Genomic DNA, 16,576 nt, shown 5'->3' on the forward strand with positions numbered 1-16,576 from the left:
GGGGTGAATCCTTGGGTGGTCGTCCGGAAACCGACGCGGCCACGCGGGGTTGCGCCACCTGAGCGACAGCGCTCCCCGACTTCCAGCGGGGCCGGGCAGGCTCACTCGAAGAGCAGGACGTGGGTGAGCCACCACGCGTCGCTCGGGTGCTCCTTCAGCCACCGCGCGCGGGCGTCCCGCAGCGCCGCCGAGGGCCGGGTGTTGCCGCGGATGAGCTCGCGCACCTCCTCGAAGAACGCGCCCGCCGTGTCGGGGATGTCCGTCGTGGCGGCCAGCACCACGCTCGCGCCCGCCTCGATGAAGGCCACCGGCAGGCTGGAGGGCTCGTGCAGGGAGGGCGCCGTCCTCGCCGCGCCGCACGTGGCCAGCAGCACCACCGGCGCGCGCGTCAGCCGGGCCCGGCGCACGCGGTCCGCGGTGAGCGCATAGCGACCGTCCTCGTCCGGGGCCAGCACCACCGCCGACGCGTCCGACACCGCGGAGCTGAACATCCCGTGCGCGTGCAGTTCCACCTCGCTGGCGTCCCCCATGGCCTCCAGCACGCGCGACGGCGTGGCCTGGACGCCCCGCAACTCCAGGCGCAGGGGGTCCGGCACGCGGGGCGGCTGGAGCCGGGCGAGCCGTGGCAGCTTCAGCGACGGCGGGTCCGCCACGTCCGTCACCACGAGGTGCCGGGCGGCCTCGCGCGCCGGGGGCGGCCCGGCGGGAGTGCCGCGGCCCACGCGGTAGCTCCAGGCCAGGTCCACGGGCAGCAGCCCGGTGAGGCCGTGCACGGGTGGCAGGGCCAGCACGTCCACGTGCCCGCAGCCGCGCAGCGCCTCCACCAGCGACTCCGGCACCAGCGCTTCGGCCTCGCGCGGGAGCCCGGTGCGCGACGCCTCCGAGTGCCCCTGCGGCCTGCCGGAGGGCCCCCGGGCCACCACCACCGTGCGCTCGTGGTGGACGGACACCGACAGGAGGCAGCGCTCCGGCACCGTGGCCATCCGGAGCTGGCGGCCCTGCAGCGCCAGGACTTCGCTCCACCCGCCCGTCCTCGCGGCCTCGGAAGTGAGGGCGCCGTACGCGCGAGCCCGGGCCAGGCGCGCGTCCACGGCGTCCGGCCACTGCTCCGCCAGCTCCACGGCGCGCCACAGCAGCAGCTGGCCCGAGGCGGGGGAGCGCGCCAGCTCGAGCTGTCCTTCGATGGAGAGCAGCAGCGCCTCGCGGCCGGGCGGGACGGGGGCGCGGCGCAGCGCGGAGAGGGCGCGGCGCAGGGTGTCCGCGTCCCCGGGCTCGGGACGGACGCGCGCCAGGTCCGACAGCACGAGCGCGCCCTTCAGCTCCAGCGGCTGCTCACAGGCCAGGGCCCTGTCCAGCGCGCGGCGGGCATCGTCCGGGCGCAAGCGCGCCCACTCCACGGCGGCCAGGGTGAGGTAGACGCGCGAGCGCGGCGCGCAGTCCTCCGGCATCCGCGCCAGGGCCTCCTCCAGGGCCGCGCGTGCGCTCGCGAAGGCGTGCTGGAAGCGCAGGACGTCCGCCAGCTCCAAGAGGAGCGCCTGCTCGAGGCGCCAGTCCCGGGCCGCCTTCGCCCGCGCCCAGCCGCTCCACGCGTACGGGAGCGCCTCCGCCGGGCGGTGCAGGTCCAGGTACAGCCGCGTCAGCTCGCGCTCCAGGTCGAGGCAGCGGTCCACGAGCGCCGCGTCCTGGCAGGACTCCAGCGCCGCCTTCAGTCGCCGCTCGGCCTTCCACCAGGTCCCCTCTCGCGCCTCGCGCCGGGCCAACGCCTGCTCGGCATGGAGCACCCGCCACGAATCACCCTGTGACATGGCGGGCCGCGCGTCCGGGTCCGACACCGGCTCCCGCGCCACCGCCGAGGTGTCCGTCCCCTCGCGCCCTCGCGCCGCGGCGTCGCGCAGCCCGCGCGCCAGGCCCCACGCCTCCTCGCTCCAGCCGGGCTCGCCCAGCTTCGCCACCGCCTCGAACGACTCCGCCGCCAGCCGCGTCAGCCCCAGCTCCCGCAGCACCAGCGCCCGGTTCCACAGCGCCTGCGGGTGCGACGGCGCGTCCCGCAGCACCTCTTCCAGCAACCGCAGCGCCTCCTCCAGGTAGGACTGTCTCAGCCCGCCGCCCTCCCCCTCCGAGGCCCGCGTGTCCCTCGCGCGCTCCAGGGCAATCACCGCCAGGTCGCACGTCGGGTCCGCCGAGCGCGGCATCCGCTCCAGGAAGGCCCGGGCCTGCAGCGGTGCGCCGTGCAGCAGGTACGCCGTGGCGATGCCATGGAAGTCCCTCCGGGCCTCCAGGCGGGCCAGCGCGTGCAGCGGCAGCGCCGTCACCGGGCCGTCCTCCCGCGGCCCGCTCCGCTCCGGCACGTAGGGCTGGTGGCGCCCGTCCACCACCGCGTACGTCAGCCGCGCCTCCAGGTGCCGGCCATTCGCGGGGATGAGCCACGCCGCGCCGTCCCCGTCCCCCTGCCGCGAGAGCACCAGCAGCAAGCCCCCGAGCACCGCCAGCACCCCACCGGCGGGCAGCCACCCCCACCACCGGCTCCACCACCGCCCGCTGTCGCCAGGCGCCCCGGAGACCTTCGGCGGGGAGCGCACGGGGCCCTCCTCCAGGGCGAACTGCCCCAGCAGCTCCAGCTGCAGCGACTCCCGGAAGGACTGGGAGCAGGGCTCGCAGCCGGCCAGGTGCTCGCGGAAGCGCACCTGCTCCTCGGAGGTCATCTCGCCATCCACGAAGCGGGGCAGCGCTTCGCATCCTTCCAGGCTCATCGCTTCCGCTCCCGCCGCCGCCGCTCCGCCGTCTCTCGCAGCAGCTCCCGCAACTCCCGCCGCGCCCGCGTCAGCCGCGCGCCCACCGTGCCGGGCTTGTCGCCCGTGTCCCTGCCAATCTCCGCGTAGGAGTGTCCCTGGAGGAACAGCTCGAAGGTGCGCCGCAGCTTCGGGCTGCTGAGCCGCTCGACGGCCTGGAGCAGGTCCTCGGGGCCGACGAACTCCCACAGCTCCGGCTCCCACGTGTCGTCGTGCTGCTCGGACTGCTCGTGCAGGCGCAGCAGGGCATCCATCCGGCTGGACTCGCTCCCCTTGCGACGGCACCGGTCCAGGAAGCAGTTGTGGGCCACCCGCCCCGTCCACGCCCGCTGCGCGTCCTCGTCCAGGTGCCGCAGCTGGTCCCACCGCAGCAACGCCCGGAGCAGGACGTCATGCACCAGGTCCTCGAGCTCGTGCTCAATGCCTCCGCAATACCGACCGAGGATGGTGAACAGGGTGGGTTGCACGCGCCATGCGAAAGCCTCGAACTCACCCCCGGATGGTGACTTCACCACCCACAGTCTCGTATTCGCTCTCACGGCCCCCTCCGTTTCCATCCAACAGACGCAGAGGGCTGGTTTTCTTATCCAGAATTCATCCAACCCCCCGTACCCCTGTCGTAGACAGAAACGCGTGACGGCGCTGTGACCGGGCTCACATGAGCGACAATTCCTTTCAGCCTCGCGGGGCGCTACGAGGTGGCGGCGGAGATGGAAACCGGCTGGGTGAAAGGCATTTCCACCTCGAAGCTCGCGCCGCCGAGCGCTTCCGAGCGCCCCGCCCGAATGTTGCCTCCATGACGTTCGACGATGCCGCGAGCAATCGCCAGGCCAAGGCCCGTGCCCGGCCGGGGCCCCTCGCGCTTGCGGCCCGTCACGAAGGGCTGGAAGAGCCGGGGCAGCAGCTCCGAGGGGATGCCGGGCCCGCTGTCCTCCACGTACACCCGCAGCCCGCGCTCACCGCGCTCGCAGCGCACGCGCAGCCTCGGCGCTGACACCTCGCGCAGCGCGAGCAACGCGTTCTCCACGAGAATCACAAACACTTGAGACAGCTGCGCCTGGTCCGCCTCGACTTCCAATGCCTCACTTCCAAGCAATTCCAGATTTACCTCTGGAGCGAGAGCGCCCAATCCCTGACGTGCGGTGGACACCGCCAGCGCGAGCGTGGCGGGCACGTCCACGCGGCGCAAATCCAGCGGGCGCGGGCGGCCATAGCGGAGCAGCTCGTCGACGAAGTGGCTGGCGCGCTCAATCTGCTCGCGCATGGCGGCCACCGACTCCGCGTCTCCCCCCCGGCGCTCCAGCAGCTTGAGGTGCGCGGAGAGCACGCCCAGCGGGTTGCGCACCTCGTGGGCCACGGCGGAGGTGAACTGGCCCAGCTCCGCCAGCCGCGCCGCCTGGTCCGCGCGGGCCTCCTGCGCGGCGAGCGCCGCGGCCAGCTCACTGCCCGACGCGCGGCCCTTCAGCAGCCGGCGCCCCAGCCACTCCTGGAGCCCCTGGCGCACGGGCTCGAAGGCGAGCGCCGCCAGCGCGAGCAGGAAGAAGGCGCCCACGCGGTACTCGGCGAGGAAGGGCTGGCCGCTGCCCGCCATCAGCGTCAGCACTCCGAAGAGGAAGCCCGCGGACAGCACCGCCGCCATCGCCGAGTAGACGAGGCTGCGCTCCAGGAGGCGCCGGTCTCCCGGCGCCTGGTGCGCGTTGATGACGTGGACGAGCACCAGCAGCGCGGCCAGCACCAGGTACATGCCGAGGGGCACCGGGTAGCCGCTCGACAACAAGAGGGCGTTGCCGATGCTGCCCGAATAGGCCAGCGCGCCGGCGATGCCCAGGCTGCGCAGTACGGGCCGGCGCTCCGGCGCTTCATGTCGGTACGAGCGCGCCAGGTGCACCAGGGGCACCACCGCCGCGGCCACGGCCAGCACCATGGACGGCCAGAAGAGGGGGCCGCGCCGCAGCGCCACCGGGCCATAGAGGATGTTGGGGACGAAGACGCCGATGCCCGTCACCACCACCGCCACCGCGTAGGCCAGCGCCACCAGCCGGTAGGAGCGCTGGCGGGTGACGTCATAGGCGGCGTGGAGGTACGTGGCGGAGATGAAGGCGCCGACGGTGACGAAGCGCTGGCCCACCGGGGCCATGGCGGGAATGCAGAGCAGCAGCAGCGCGCCGCTCCACAGCGCCGTGGCCAGACAGTAGAGCGCCAGGCCCCGGGCATTGCGGCCCCGGAGCGCGGCGGTGAAGCACAGCAGCAGCGCCACGGACAGGACGGGCACGAGGCTGTAGGCGAACAAGGGCCCCATGCCGCCACTGTGACAGAGCCGGCGCTCCGCTGCTCAGCGGACGTTGGCCAGGAAGCCGTCCAGCAAGTCGTTCACCGCGTCCGGCGCGTCGAGCTGCACCCAGTGGCCGGTGCCCTCCACCTTCCGGAACGGCAGCGTCGGGTCGAGGCGCTGGTACGAGCCCGGCTCCTCGTTGAACGCGGTGATGACCGTCAGACGCGGCCCCGGGTAGCGCCGGAGCGCCGTCTCGGGGTCGAACGTCAGCAGCGCCCCCAGCCCCGCGCGCGCGCCCGCTTGCGACGTGGCCCGCATCTGCGAGAGCACGCGCTCGCGCACCTCGGGCCGCGAGGCCGCGAGCATCGGCGCCCAGAACTCCGCGATGACGTCGCGCCAGGCGTCCGTCGCCAGCGCCTGCATCACCCCCTGGGCCTGCTCGGCGGGAATCGAGCGTCCATCCGACGCCGGGTCGACGAGGAACAGGCCCGCGACGCGCTCGGGGTGCAGCCCCGCGTAGGCCGTGCAGATGGCCCCGCCCATGCTGTGCCCCACCAGCACGAAGCGCTGGAGCCCGAGCCCGTCCACCACCGCCGCGATGTCACTGGCGAAGTCATCGATGGAGATGTCCTCCCGCGCCGGAGGCACTGAACGCCCGTGCCCCCGCAAGTCCAACGCCACCGCCCGCCGGTGCGGGCGCAGGTGGGCGAGCTGGGCCTCCCAATGCGCGGTGCTCCCACAGCTCGAGTGGACGAACACCACCGGCACCCCACCCTGGCCTCCATCGTCCACGTACAGCGCTCCCGCAGGTCCCTTCACCATGGCGTTCTCCCTTCATCTGTGAAGATGCGCTCCGCTGCGCATCCAGGCCCGTGGAGTACGGCCCATCCCTGTCAGGAACTGGCAGCAATGGTCGCCCGCCCGGGAAAGCCTTGCGATTACGACCATTTGGAGGCACTCCAGATTTTCGGCGGCCGTCGTGTCGATCCACCGGCCCCTCGTTCGACGTGATGATGAGGCCGGGCTCCACCGGCCCTCCGACACGAAAGAGAGAGACGACGATGCGCTTCATGATCCTGATCAAGGCCGACAAGAGCAGCGAGGCGGGGGAGATTCCGGACGAGAAGCTCATGACGGAGATGGGGAAGTTCAACGAGGAGCTGGTGAAGGCGGGGGTGATGCTGGCGGGCGAGGGGCTGCACCCCAGCTCGAAGGGCGCGCGCGTCCGGTTCTCCGGGAAGCAGCGGACCGTCATCGACGGGCCCTTCTCCGAGACGAAGGAGCTCATCGCCGGCTTCTGGCTGTGGGAGGTGAAGTCGAAGGAAGAAGCCATCGAGTGGGTGAAGCGCTGCCCCAACCCGATGAATGGCGAGTCGGAGATTGAAATCCGCCAGGTGTTCGAGGCGGCGGACTTCGGTGCCGCGATGACGCCCGAGCTCTTGCAGCAGGAGGAGCAGCTGCGCGCCGCCGTGGAGTCGAAGCGCCGCTAGCCGCCGCGAACGAGGCCTGGAGTGAAGTGCCATGCCTGTCGGAGACTGGCGGCAATGGCACGAGTCGACCGGGTGATGCGGCTGCACGACTTCCTTCGGGCCCACGAGGCCACCACCGTGGCGGAGGTCGCCGCGGCGCTGGAGGTGAGCGTGCGCACGGTGCACCGGGACCTCGCGACGCTGCGGGAGCAGGGCGTGCCCATCAGCAGCGACTCGGGACCGGGCGGAGGCGTGCGCCTGGAGCGGGACCGCGGGCTGACGGCGGTCCACCTGTCCCTGGAAGAGGTGGTGGCGCTGTGGCTGGCCGCGAACCTGTCGGCCACGGCCACGTCGCTGCCGTGGGGGCGCGCCGCGCGCTCGGGGCTGGAGAAGCTCTTCGCCAGCGTTCCGCGCGAGCGGGCCCGGAGCATGCGCGAGCTCTGTCGCCGCGTGGTGGTGGAGCGCCCCGCCAGCCCTCGCGTCCTGGCGGAGCTGGGCACGCCACCCGAGGAGCTGCTCTCCGTCTTCGAGCGCGCCTTCGCCCAGAAGGTGTGCCTGTCCTTCGAGTACCGTGATCGGCACGGCCACGCGAGCCGCCGCCTGGTGGAGCCGCATGGACTGCTGGTGGAGGCGCCGGCCTGGTACGTGCTCGCGCGGGACGTGGAAAAATCCGCTGCGCGCATGTTCCGGATGGACCGCATCCGCCGGGCGCGCCTCGTGCCCGAGCGCACCTTCGTCCCCGACATGGAGGGGCTGAAGGCGCAGGCGCTCGCGCAGAGATTGAATATCGCGCCGTCCGTCACGTAGATGGGAGCGGTGCGGCGCCAGGACGGGCCCGCATCTCTCATCAGGGGAACCAACGAATGAACAGGAAGCTTGGTACGGCAGTGTTCATGATGGCGGCGTGTGCCTTCGGACCGATGACGGCCTTCGCGGAGGATGAGAAACTCATCGAGGTCACCGGCATGAGCGAGACGGCGACGCATGAGTGCAAGCCGGGCAGCACGGTGGACATCACCGGCACGTCCAACAACGTCACGCTGACGGGCGAGTGCAAGAGCGTCTCCATCAGCGGCACCAGCAACAACGTGAAGGTGGAGGCCGTCGGCGCCATCGACGTGACGGGCACGAGCAACAACGTCACCTGGAAGCGCGGGCTCGGCAAGTCGAAGCCGAAGATCTCCCGCACCGGCGTGAGCAACAAGGTCTCGCAGGAGAAGTAGGCTGTTGAAGGTCCGCGAGCCATGACACAACGATGACGGACGGATGGAGTTCCTCAGGCCATCCGCCCGCGCCGACTCCGTAGGTTGTGCCGCGTGGCTGCTCACTTTCGATGAGCTGCACGTCCATGGAGAAGGCAATGCGTCGAACCGCTGGTCGCTTCGTCCCCGTTGTGCTCGCGAGCTGCGCGGCCATCACCGTCCTCACCGGCGCGGATACCCCGAAGCCCGCCACGGAGTGGGTGGCCCGTCCGGCCGAAGCGGCCCGCGTGGCGCGGGTGGAAGCCAACCTTCCGCCCGCCATGGTTCCCGGCCAGGAGCCCCAGCGCCTATCGCTCCAGAAGTGGATGGAGCTGTACAAGATTCCCGGCCTGAGCGTCGCCGTGTTCGACAAGCACGCGCTCGTCTGGGCGAAGACGTACGGCGTGAAGCAGGCCGGAGGCTCGGAGCCCGTCGTCCTCGACACGCTGTTCCAGGCCGCCTCCATCAGCAAGCCGGTGACGGCGCTCGCGGCGCTGCACTACGTCGAGGCCGGGAAGTGGTCGCTCGACGCGGACCTCAACGACAAGCTGGTGTCCTGGAAGGTCCCCGACAACGCCTTCACGAAGGCGCAGAAGGTGACGCTTCGCCGCGTGCTCAGCCACACCTCGGGCCTGACGGTGCACGGCTTCCCCGGCTACGCGGCCCATGAGCCGCGCCCGACGGTGCAGCAGGTCCTCGACGGGGTGAAGCCCGCGAACACGCCGCCGGTGCGCGTGGACATCGTTCCCGGCTCGGAGACCCGCTACAGCGGCGGCGCCTACACCGCCGTCCAGTTGATGATGACGGACCAGCTGAAGAAGCCCTTCCCGCAGCTCATGAAGGAGACGGTGCTGGCGCCGCTCGGCTTGAAGCACAGCACCTTCGAGCAGCCCCTGCCCCCGGAGCTCGCGCCCCTGTCCGCCAGCGGCACGTACGCGAGCGGGAAGAGCGTGGAGGGCAGGTGGCACGTCTACCCGGAGATGGCGCCCGCGGGCCTGTGGACGACGCCGTCCGACCTCGCGCGCATCGCCCTGGAGGTGGCGCGGGCGAAGGCGGGCAGGTCGACCCGCGTGGTGTCGAAGACGATGGCGAAGCAGCTGCTTACGCCGCAGTCCGAGGGCTTCGGGCTCGGGTTCCAGCTCGAGGAGGGCAATGACCGGTTCGGCCACGGCGGCGTGAATGAGGGCTTCACCGCCACGCTGATTGCATTCGCCGACTCGGGGAGCGGCGTGGCCATCATGGCCAACGGGGACAATGGTCCGCTGCTCTTCGAGCGACTCGCCGCGAGCATCGCCACCGAGTACGGCTGGAAGAACTTCAACCACCACCTGGACTCGCCGCTGATGGCGGTGGACCTGCTGGTGCGGATGAAGGGCGCGGACGCGGCCCTCGGCTTCGTGAAGATGATGCGGAGCAAGAACCCGGAGCGCGGGGTCCCCCCGCGGCTGCTGAACCAGCTCGGCTACGGACAGCTCCTCGCGGGCAACTTCACCGACGCCGTGAAGCTCTTCAAGGCGAACGTCGAGTTCTTCCCGGACGACGCCAACGCGCACGACAGCCTCGGCGAGGCGTACATGAAGGCGGGCAAGAAGCAGGAGGCCATCGCCAGCTACAAGAAGTCGCTCGAGCTGGACCCGAAGAATACCCACGCGGTGGAGATGCTCGAGCAGCTCGGCGCGAAGCAGCCCTGAGGCCGCGCCGGGGCCGTGGCCCTCTACCCTCGGAAGAGGACGGTGCCTAGCTTCAGGGCGTGCGAATGGGGCCTCCGAGCCCCTCATGAGGCACGGCATCGAGCCTGGTATGGACCGACCTCCAACAGTCGAGCCCCCTCCCGCGCGCTGCCGGGTCGGCTGCGCCGGCTGGAGCCTGTCGAGCGCGGTGGGCGAGCACTTCCCCACCACGGGCACCCACCTGGAGCGCTATGCCCGGGTGTTCCCCGCGGTGGAGATCAACTCCTCGTTCTACCGGCCGCACAAGCCCGTCACCTACGCCCGGTGGCGGGAGAGTGTCCCGGAGACGTTCCGCTTCTCGGTGAAGGTTCCCAAGGCCATCACCCATGAGCTCCGCCTGCGCGACGCGCGGGAGCCGCTCGAGCGCTTCCTGGACGAGGTGGGCAATCTGGAGGCGAAGCTGGGCTGCCTGCTGGTGCAGCTGCCCCCGAGCCTCCAGTACGAGCCCGAAGCGGCCCGCGCCTTCTTCCAGTCCCTGCGGGAGCGGACCCCGGTCGACGTCGTGTGCGAGCCCCGGCACAAGACCTGGTTCACGGACGAAGCCCGGCAGGTGCTGGAGGACTTCCGCGTCGCCTACGTGAAGGCCGACCCGCCCCCGGTGCGCTCCGTCCAGCTCCCCGATGCGCAGGTCATGTATTACCGGCTGCACGGCTCACCGAAGGTCTACTACTCCGAGTACTCCGAGGCGTATCTGGAGGAACTGGCCGCGGAGATTGTCGGGCACGAGCGGGCCGGGCGGCGCGTGTGGTGCATCTTCGACAACACGGCGGACGGAGCGGCCCAACCGAATGCGCTCTCGTTGCTGCGTCGCGATGCGCAGTACGCGCAGGCACCGTGAGCCACGACGGAAGCAGTGGCCATGCCGAACGCGCTGAAGCGTCATGAGGTGCGGTACGCGCTGGCGCCGTGGGCCACGACGAAAGCAGTGGCCATGCCGAACGCGCGGAAGCGTCATGAGGTACGGCACGCGCTGGCGCCGTGAGCCACGACGGAAGCAGTGGCCATGCCGAACGCGCGGAAGCGTCATGAAGTGCGGCACGCGCTGGCGCCGTGGGCCTCGGGCTCGGCCTGCCCTCCCGCCGTGCGACGCCGGGGTGCGGAGAACGCCTGGGCGCTCCAGGCCATTCGGCGGCCGACGCGGGCGCAGGCAGGAAAGCAGGCCGCCTCTCCCCCGGCGAGACGCGCGACACCTGGTGTACGCTGCGCGCCCGCCGTCGCCCCTGGGGTGCGCCGGTGTCACCAGGAGTCACGCGGTGCGGTACTTCGCCATGGTCGCGGCCGGGGCCACCCTCTGGGGGTGCTGGGCCCTCTTCCTCCGGCCCGCGGGGCTGTCCGGGCCGCAGAACGCGCTGCTGGTGCTCGCGGCCATGTCGCTCCCCGCCCCCTTCCTGCTGCGGCGTGAGGCCCTGCGTGACAGGCGCGCCACCCTGGCGCTCGTCATCGTCGGGCTCGCGGACGCGGCCAACGCGGCCTGCTTCTTCGCGGCGATGCGCAACGGCCCCGTCTCCGTCGCGGTGCTGACGCACTACCTCGCCCCGTTGCTGCTGGCGCTGTCCGCCCCGTGGGTGCTGCGCGAGCGACCTTCGACACGCGCCCTGGTCGGTGTGCCCGTCACGCTCTTCGGGCTGGGCCTGCTCATCATCCAGCCCGGCACCGCCTTCTCCGGGCTGACGGCGGCGCTGGGCGCGGCGAGCGCCATCTTCTACGCCATCATCGTCCTGGGCTCCAAGGAGGCCGCGCGCGCGTACTCGCCGCTCGCCGTCACCTCGCTGCACGCGCCCATCTCCGTGGCGGCGCTGCTGCTGTACTTCGGCGCGCAGGCCCTGCCCCCGGCGCTGGACGGAGCCACACTCCGAGTGCTCGTCGGAGGCCTGGTGTGCGGCCTGGGTGGAAACATCCTCTTCAACGCCGGCTTGCGACACGTGCCCACGGCGGCGGCGGGCGCCCTCACGTACCTGGAACCCCTTACCGCGTCACTGGTGGGCCTGGCGTTCTTCTCGGAGTCGCTGACGCCCGCGGGCATGGCGGGGGGCGTGCTGGTGTTGGTGGCGGGGGCCTGGGTGGCCGCCGAGCGCCGGGCGCCCGCGCGAGGACTCCCGGTGCCGTCCGCCGCCCCCTGAACCCTCATTCCAAATCCCCCCTTGCATGCGCGGGGAGTCCTTTGGTCCTCTTGGGGCCCCGCGCCTCGCGGGCACCTTCTTTGTTCCTGGCGACGCCGTATGCCTATGGAAACCGCAGCCGACAGCCGTGAGTACCGCGTCGTCTTCTTCTGCCCCGCGTCGAGCGCCCGGCTCGAGCGGCTGGAGGCGCCCGTGCGGCGGCTGCTCTCGCGCATCCAGGCGCCGCCCGCGGAGCTGGCCCCCCTCCAGGAGGCGGGCCCCCTCACCGAGGCGGGGTGGCAGGTGTTCCTCGTCCGCTCGCTGACCGAGCGCTCCGCCGCCCAGGCCATGGCCGCCTACGTCAGCGAGGCCACCTGCGCGTTGGCCGCGGAGCTGGATGCGGAGGTGCTGGGCCTCTACGTGGACGTGTCGGGTGACTCGGCCCGCATCTGCCGCTGCGGCCCCGAGGACGGGCCCGAGACGTTCGCCGGCCGCCGGCAGGCCGCGCTCAACCGCACGGCGGAGTGGCTGGAGGTGGCTCCCACGAGCCTGTCCGCCCTCTTCCACCTCGACCTGCCGGACGCGGACTACGAGCCGGACGCGGACGACCGCTTCGTCGAGGAGAAGCTGCGCGAGGCGCGCACCCTGATGGAGCGCTACCGTCAGGGGAAATGAGGTCGAGAACCCCCGAGGACCTCGCTGGCCGCTGCCCGCGCTGTTTCCTGCCCACGTCCCTGTGTCTCTGCGCGGAGGTTCCGAGCGTCCCCACGCGCACGGAGCTGCTCGTCATCCGCCACCACAAGGAGACGCTGAAGTCCACCAACACGGCCCGCATGGCGGCGCTCGCCATGCCCCGCTGCCGCATCGTCTCCTATGGCTCGCCGGGCCTGCCCTTCGACGCCTCGGTGCTGGAGGCGCCGGACACGTGGCTGCTCTTCCCGGACGCGCAGCAGGCGCCCGCGCCGGACGCGCCTCCGCCCGCGCGGCTCATCATCCTGGACGGAAGCTGGGGCCAGGCGCGCCGCATGGTGCAGCGGGTACCGGCGCTGCGGCGGCTACCGGGGCTGAAGCTGCCCCCGCCCCTGCCGGACACCCGCCGCCTGCGCCGGCCGCCGCACCCGGACGGCATGTCCACGCTGGAGGCCATCGCCGGAGCGCTGGCGTACCTGGAGGGCGACGCGGTGGCGCGCCCCCTCTACGCCCTGCACGAGGTGATGATCGACCGGGTGATGATGAGCCGCGGCCGGCTCGCGCTCCCCGGCGGTGACGAGGACGACGGGGACTGAAGCGCCCCCCGCCCCTTTCAGTCCATGCCTCTACCGCCGCCTCGAGGGGTTCCGGCAGGCGTCAGCAGGAGCCACTGGCGCCGCAGCGCGCCTTCTTCATCTCCGCGGCGAAGGGGCTGGGCTCCAGGAAGCCGGTGACGCGCGGCTTCTTGAGCACCTCGCCCGTGGGCGACACGAAGGCCACGGTGGGCAGGCCCTCCACGCCGAAGCGCTCCAGCAGCGCGTCCAGGTGGTCCTCGCTGTTCGTCGCATCAATCTTGATGGTGAGGAACTGCCCCTCCGCCGACTGGGAGATGACCTCCTCGGCGGGGTACGTCTCGCGGTCCAGCTCCTTGCAGGCCGCGCACCAGTCCGCGAAGAAGTCGATGAGCACCGGGCGCCCCTCCGCCTTGGCCTGCGCGAGCACCTTGTCGAACTCGTCCGGGGAGAAGGTCGCCTGCTTCGCGGGCATGACGTGGTTCCACTTCCACGACGGCGCCTGCGGCGGCTCGGCCAGCCCCATGCGCACCCACAGCTCGCCCACCGGGCCCGAGTCCAGCGCGCCGCCGCGCAGCACCAGCGCCACCACCACCAGCGCCACGCCCAGCGCCTTCAGCGAGAAGTCGCGCGCGCCCTCCTTGAACGAGCGGTGCACCGCGCCCACCGCCACGCCGGCCACCACCAGCACCGCGGCGATGACCGCGCCCGGCAGCTGCCCCAGCTGCGCGCCCAGCCCCTTCACCGCGTCGCGCGCCCAGGGCATCGCGTCCTTGAGGTAGCTGAAGGCCAGCGCCACCAGCATGATGCCCAGCACGCTCTTCACCCACTCCATCCACACGCCGCCACGTGGCAGCCGCACGGTGAAGACGCCGATGAGGAAGAACGGCACGCCGATGCCCAGCGCGTAGATGAACAGCAGCGTCGCGCCCAGCGTGGTGTTGGCCGTCTTCGCCACGAAGGCCAGCAGGCCCGTCAGCACCGGCCCGGTGCACGGCGCCGCGAGGAAGCCCGACACGCTGCCCATGAGGAACGCGCCCGCGAACCCCGCTCCGCCCACCGACGTCAGCTTCCCCTGCCAGCTGGACGGCAGCGCCAGCTCGAAGGCGCCGAACATGGACGTGGCCAACAGCAGCAGGAACACCGCCAGCCCCGTCACCACCGCCGGGTGCCCCAAGAGCGCGCCGAAGGCCTGCCCCGTCTTCGCCGCCAGGACGCCCAGCGCGCTGAACACCACCCCCATGCCCACGATGTAGGCCGAGGTGAGGAGCAGCGCGCGGCCCCGCCCCTCCGCCTTGCGCGCGCCGAAGACGGAGACGGTAATCGGGATGAGCGGGTAGACGCAGGGCGTCAGCGCGGTGAGCAGGCCGCCGGCGAATACCACCGCGGCGCCCCACGCCAGGCTGCCCGACTCGAGGAACCGGGCCGCGTCCAGGCCTGCATTGGGGCCGGTGGGCAGCAGCCAGGGCACCACGGCCACCGCCACACCCGCCAGCACCGCCACGACTCCCAGCTTCTTCGCATCCATGCGCGCTCGACTCCGTTGGCCCCGGGGCTCCCCCTCTATACGCAGACCCGGGGCAACCGGCTACTGCGCGGTGACGGCAGGCGAGGAGGCAGGCACCTTGAGGCCCGCGGAGCGCGCCAGCCCCATGACGCCCTCCACCGCGGCGGCGATGTAGCCAAACGGGTTCGCTCCATCCACCGCGGTGACGTGCACCTCACCCATCTTCTGCTGGAAGGCGGCGGCCACCTGCGGCAGCTGCTGCGCCAGCGTCATCTGGATGACCTCCGCGCTCACGCTGTTCTCGATGTCGCGCAGCGCCCTCGCCTTGCCCAGCTCCAGCTCCTGGTGCGCCCGGTCCTTGCGCGCGCGCAGCTCGGCGATGGCGACTTCCGTCTCGACGATGGCCCTGCGGGCCTGCACCACCTGGAGCTCCGCGTGCAGCCGCTCCGCCTCCTGCTGGTGCTCGGCGAGCAGCGCTTCGTGGCGCGCCGTCGTCTGCTCCTGCTCGCGGCGCATGCGCTCCAGCACCATGCGGCCCTTCTCGACTTCCGCCTCCTGCTCCTGGCGCAGCTTCGCCAGCTCCACCTCCTGCTCGCGCCGCTGCTTCTCCAGCGACAGCTCCTGGTCGTGCTGCTGCGCCGCCAGCTCGATTTCCTGCTCGCGCTGCTGCCGCGCCAGCTCCATGCGCGCCTTGGTGGCCTCCGCCTCCTGCTCGCGCTGCAGCCGCGCCAGCTCCAGCTGCTGCTCGCGCTCCTGCCGCGCCAGCTCCAGCTCCGCCTCGCGCTGCTGGCGGGCCAGCTCCATCTGCGACTTCGCGGCCTCCGCCTCCTGCGCGCGCTGCAGGCGCACCAGCTCCACCTTGGCCTGCGCGGCCTCGGCCTCCTGCGCCAGCTTGAGCTTCTCCAGCTCCAGCTTCGCGCGGTGCACGTCCGCGTCCTGCTCGCGCTTGAGCTGCTCCATCGCCACGCGCTGGCGGGCCACCTCCGCCTCCTGCTCGCGCTGCAGCTTCTCCATCTCCACCTGCGCGCGGCTGGTGGACAGCGCGCGCTCGGAGACAATCTTCGCCTCGGCCAGGCGCGACTCGGCGGACAGCGCCTCCAGCTTGGCCTGCTCGTCGGACAGCTGCTTCCTCTGGCGGACCTCCTGCTCCGCGGCCAGCTTGGTCAGCGCCACCTCGCGCTCCACCGTGGCCTGCTCCTGCTTCAGCGTGCGCTCCTGGGCGAGCTTCGCCTCGGCGACGCGCGCCTCCACCGCCAGCACCTCCAGCCGGGCCTGCTCGTCCGCGGCCTGCCGCTTCTGGCGCACCTCTTCTTCCGCTTCCAGCCGCTGCAGGCTCAGCTGCCGCTCGGCCTCCGTCTCCTCGCGGTGGACGAAGCGCTCCTTGGCCAGCTCCGCCTCGCGCGCCTGCCGCTCCTGGTCACGGCGGAAGCGCGCCTGCATGTTCTCGAAGACGGTGGAGGACAGGACGCGCACGTCCTGGATTTCAATCGTGTCGAGGATGACGCCCCAGCCCGCGTCGGACTGGTCCTCCAGCCTGCCGTTGCCCGCCACCACCGGGGCGATTTCACGCATCAGCTCCGCGGCGATGCCCTCCTTGCGCTTGGAGAAGCACTCCTCCACGGACATGTTCGCGACGAGGCGCCGCGCCGCGCCCACGAACATCTCGCGCAAGAGCTCCGCCAGCTTCTCCTGGGCCCGCTCCGGGAAGGAGAAGTTCAGCATCCGGAAGGCCACCAGCGGGTCGGCGATGCGGTACACCGCGAGGCCCGTCACCGACACGCCCACCTTCTCGTTCGTCACCTGGTCCGCGGTGAACTGGAGGCGCTGGATGCTGGTGGGCACAATCGCCACCGAGTCCCCCGGCAGCTTGAAGCAGCTGGCGCCCTGGCCGCTGACCTCGCGCACCCGGCCGCGCCGCATGTGCACGAGGAACTCGCTCGGCCGCGCGGTGACGAGCCCCCAGCGCTTCATCTTCTCCGGGTCCTCCACCGGCTTGCCCGCGCGCCAGCCCTCCGCCTGGCGGGGCCCGTCTCCCCTCCCGCCGCCGTCCACTCGGACGAGCTGCGTCCGGGACACCGACTCACCGGACTCGGGGGACTCCTTCGCCTTGGCCGCCTGCTTCGTGTTCGCGCTCATGCCTGCCTCCCTTGCGCCATGCTCCCTGAGCAGGCGGCGGGCCAGGGCAGGGCCTGCCGGGAAATCAGGCC

Annotated in this window: 14 protein-coding genes; 8 read left to right on the top strand and 6 right to left on the bottom strand. The window is 71.9% G+C overall.

The features are described 5' to 3' along the window. Positions 1-101: 101 nt before the first annotated feature. From ACX9TP_RS32915 to ACX9TP_RS32930, 4 genes are all read right to left on the bottom strand, one after another. Complete coding sequence (locus tag ACX9TP_RS32915; RefSeq protein WP_482974602.1) at positions 102-2,750, bottom strand: zf-HC2 domain-containing protein; 2,649 nt, start codon at positions 2,748-2,750, stop codon at positions 102-104. Then, the gene (locus ACX9TP_RS32920) at positions 2,747-3,256 is read right to left on the bottom strand and encodes an RNA polymerase sigma factor (protein WP_482974603.1); all 510 of its coding nucleotides are present in this window, start codon (positions 3,254-3,256) and stop codon (positions 2,747-2,749) included. The genes ACX9TP_RS32915 and ACX9TP_RS32920 overlap by 4 nt, the downstream gene beginning before the upstream one ends. Before the next feature lie 224 nt (positions 3,257-3,480). Further along, entirely contained in the window at positions 3,481-5,088 is a 1,608-nt protein-coding gene (locus tag ACX9TP_RS32925; protein WP_482974604.1) for a sensor histidine kinase, read from the bottom strand. A 33-nt stretch (positions 5,089-5,121) separates the two neighbouring features. Further along, positions 5,122-5,883 carry an alpha/beta fold hydrolase gene (locus ACX9TP_RS32930; protein WP_482974605.1) on the bottom strand — a complete coding sequence of 254 codons (762 nt, stop codon included), beginning with the start codon at positions 5,881-5,883 and terminating at the stop codon, positions 5,122-5,124. 239 nt (positions 5,884-6,122) lie between these two features. Between ACX9TP_RS32930 and ACX9TP_RS32935 the strand changes: the two genes are divergently transcribed. From ACX9TP_RS32935 to ACX9TP_RS32970, 8 genes are all read left to right on the top strand, one after another. Continuing rightward, on the top strand, positions 6,123-6,551 hold the full coding sequence (locus tag ACX9TP_RS32935) for a YciI family protein (protein WP_482974606.1): 429 nt from the start codon (positions 6,123-6,125) through the stop codon (positions 6,549-6,551). A gap of 54 nt (positions 6,552-6,605) precedes the next feature. Then, positions 6,606-7,337, top strand: a complete 732-nt coding sequence (locus tag ACX9TP_RS32940) for a helix-turn-helix transcriptional regulator (protein WP_482974607.1) — start codon at positions 6,606-6,608, stop codon at positions 7,335-7,337. Between the two features lie 56 nt (positions 7,338-7,393). Then, positions 7,394-7,753, top strand: coding sequence for a DUF3060 domain-containing protein (locus tag ACX9TP_RS32945; RefSeq protein ID WP_482974608.1), 360 nt, complete (start codon positions 7,394-7,396; stop codon positions 7,751-7,753). 137 nt (positions 7,754-7,890) lie between these two features. Next, a complete protein-coding gene (locus ACX9TP_RS32950; RefSeq protein WP_482974609.1) occupies positions 7,891-9,462 on the top strand; it encodes a serine hydrolase domain-containing protein in 1,572 nt (523 codons plus the stop codon). Positions 9,463-9,571: 109 nt separating this feature from the next. Continuing rightward, positions 9,572-10,339, top strand: coding sequence for a DUF72 domain-containing protein (locus tag ACX9TP_RS32955; protein ID WP_482974610.1), 768 nt, complete (start codon positions 9,572-9,574; stop codon positions 10,337-10,339). A gap of 415 nt (positions 10,340-10,754) precedes the next feature. Then, positions 10,755-11,621 carry a DMT family transporter gene (locus tag ACX9TP_RS32960; protein ID WP_482974611.1) on the top strand — a complete coding sequence of 289 codons (867 nt, stop codon included), beginning with the start codon at positions 10,755-10,757 and terminating at the stop codon, positions 11,619-11,621. 105 nt (positions 11,622-11,726) lie between these two features. Beyond that, positions 11,727-12,275 (top strand): hypothetical protein, encoded by a 549-nt coding sequence (locus tag ACX9TP_RS32965; RefSeq protein WP_163998408.1) that lies wholly within the window; start codon positions 11,727-11,729, stop codon positions 12,273-12,275. Further along, on the top strand, positions 12,272-12,886 hold the full coding sequence (locus ACX9TP_RS32970; protein ID WP_482974612.1) for a tRNA-uridine aminocarboxypropyltransferase: 615 nt from the start codon (positions 12,272-12,274) through the stop codon (positions 12,884-12,886). The genes ACX9TP_RS32965 and ACX9TP_RS32970 overlap by 4 nt, the downstream gene beginning before the upstream one ends. Before the next feature lie 61 nt (positions 12,887-12,947). Here the strand turns inward: ACX9TP_RS32970 and ACX9TP_RS32975 are convergent, their stop codons facing one another. Further along, positions 12,948-14,390 carry a protein-disulfide reductase DsbD family protein gene (locus tag ACX9TP_RS32975; protein ID WP_482974613.1) on the bottom strand — a complete coding sequence of 481 codons (1,443 nt, stop codon included), beginning with the start codon at positions 14,388-14,390 and terminating at the stop codon, positions 12,948-12,950. A gap of 60 nt (positions 14,391-14,450) precedes the next feature. Then, complete coding sequence (locus tag ACX9TP_RS32980; protein WP_482974614.1) at positions 14,451-16,505, bottom strand: SPFH domain-containing protein; 2,055 nt, start codon at positions 16,503-16,505, stop codon at positions 14,451-14,453. Positions 16,506-16,576 lie beyond the last annotated feature (71 nt).

The sequence above is a fragment of the Pyxidicoccus sp. M15 genome (genome assembly GCF_056858435.1).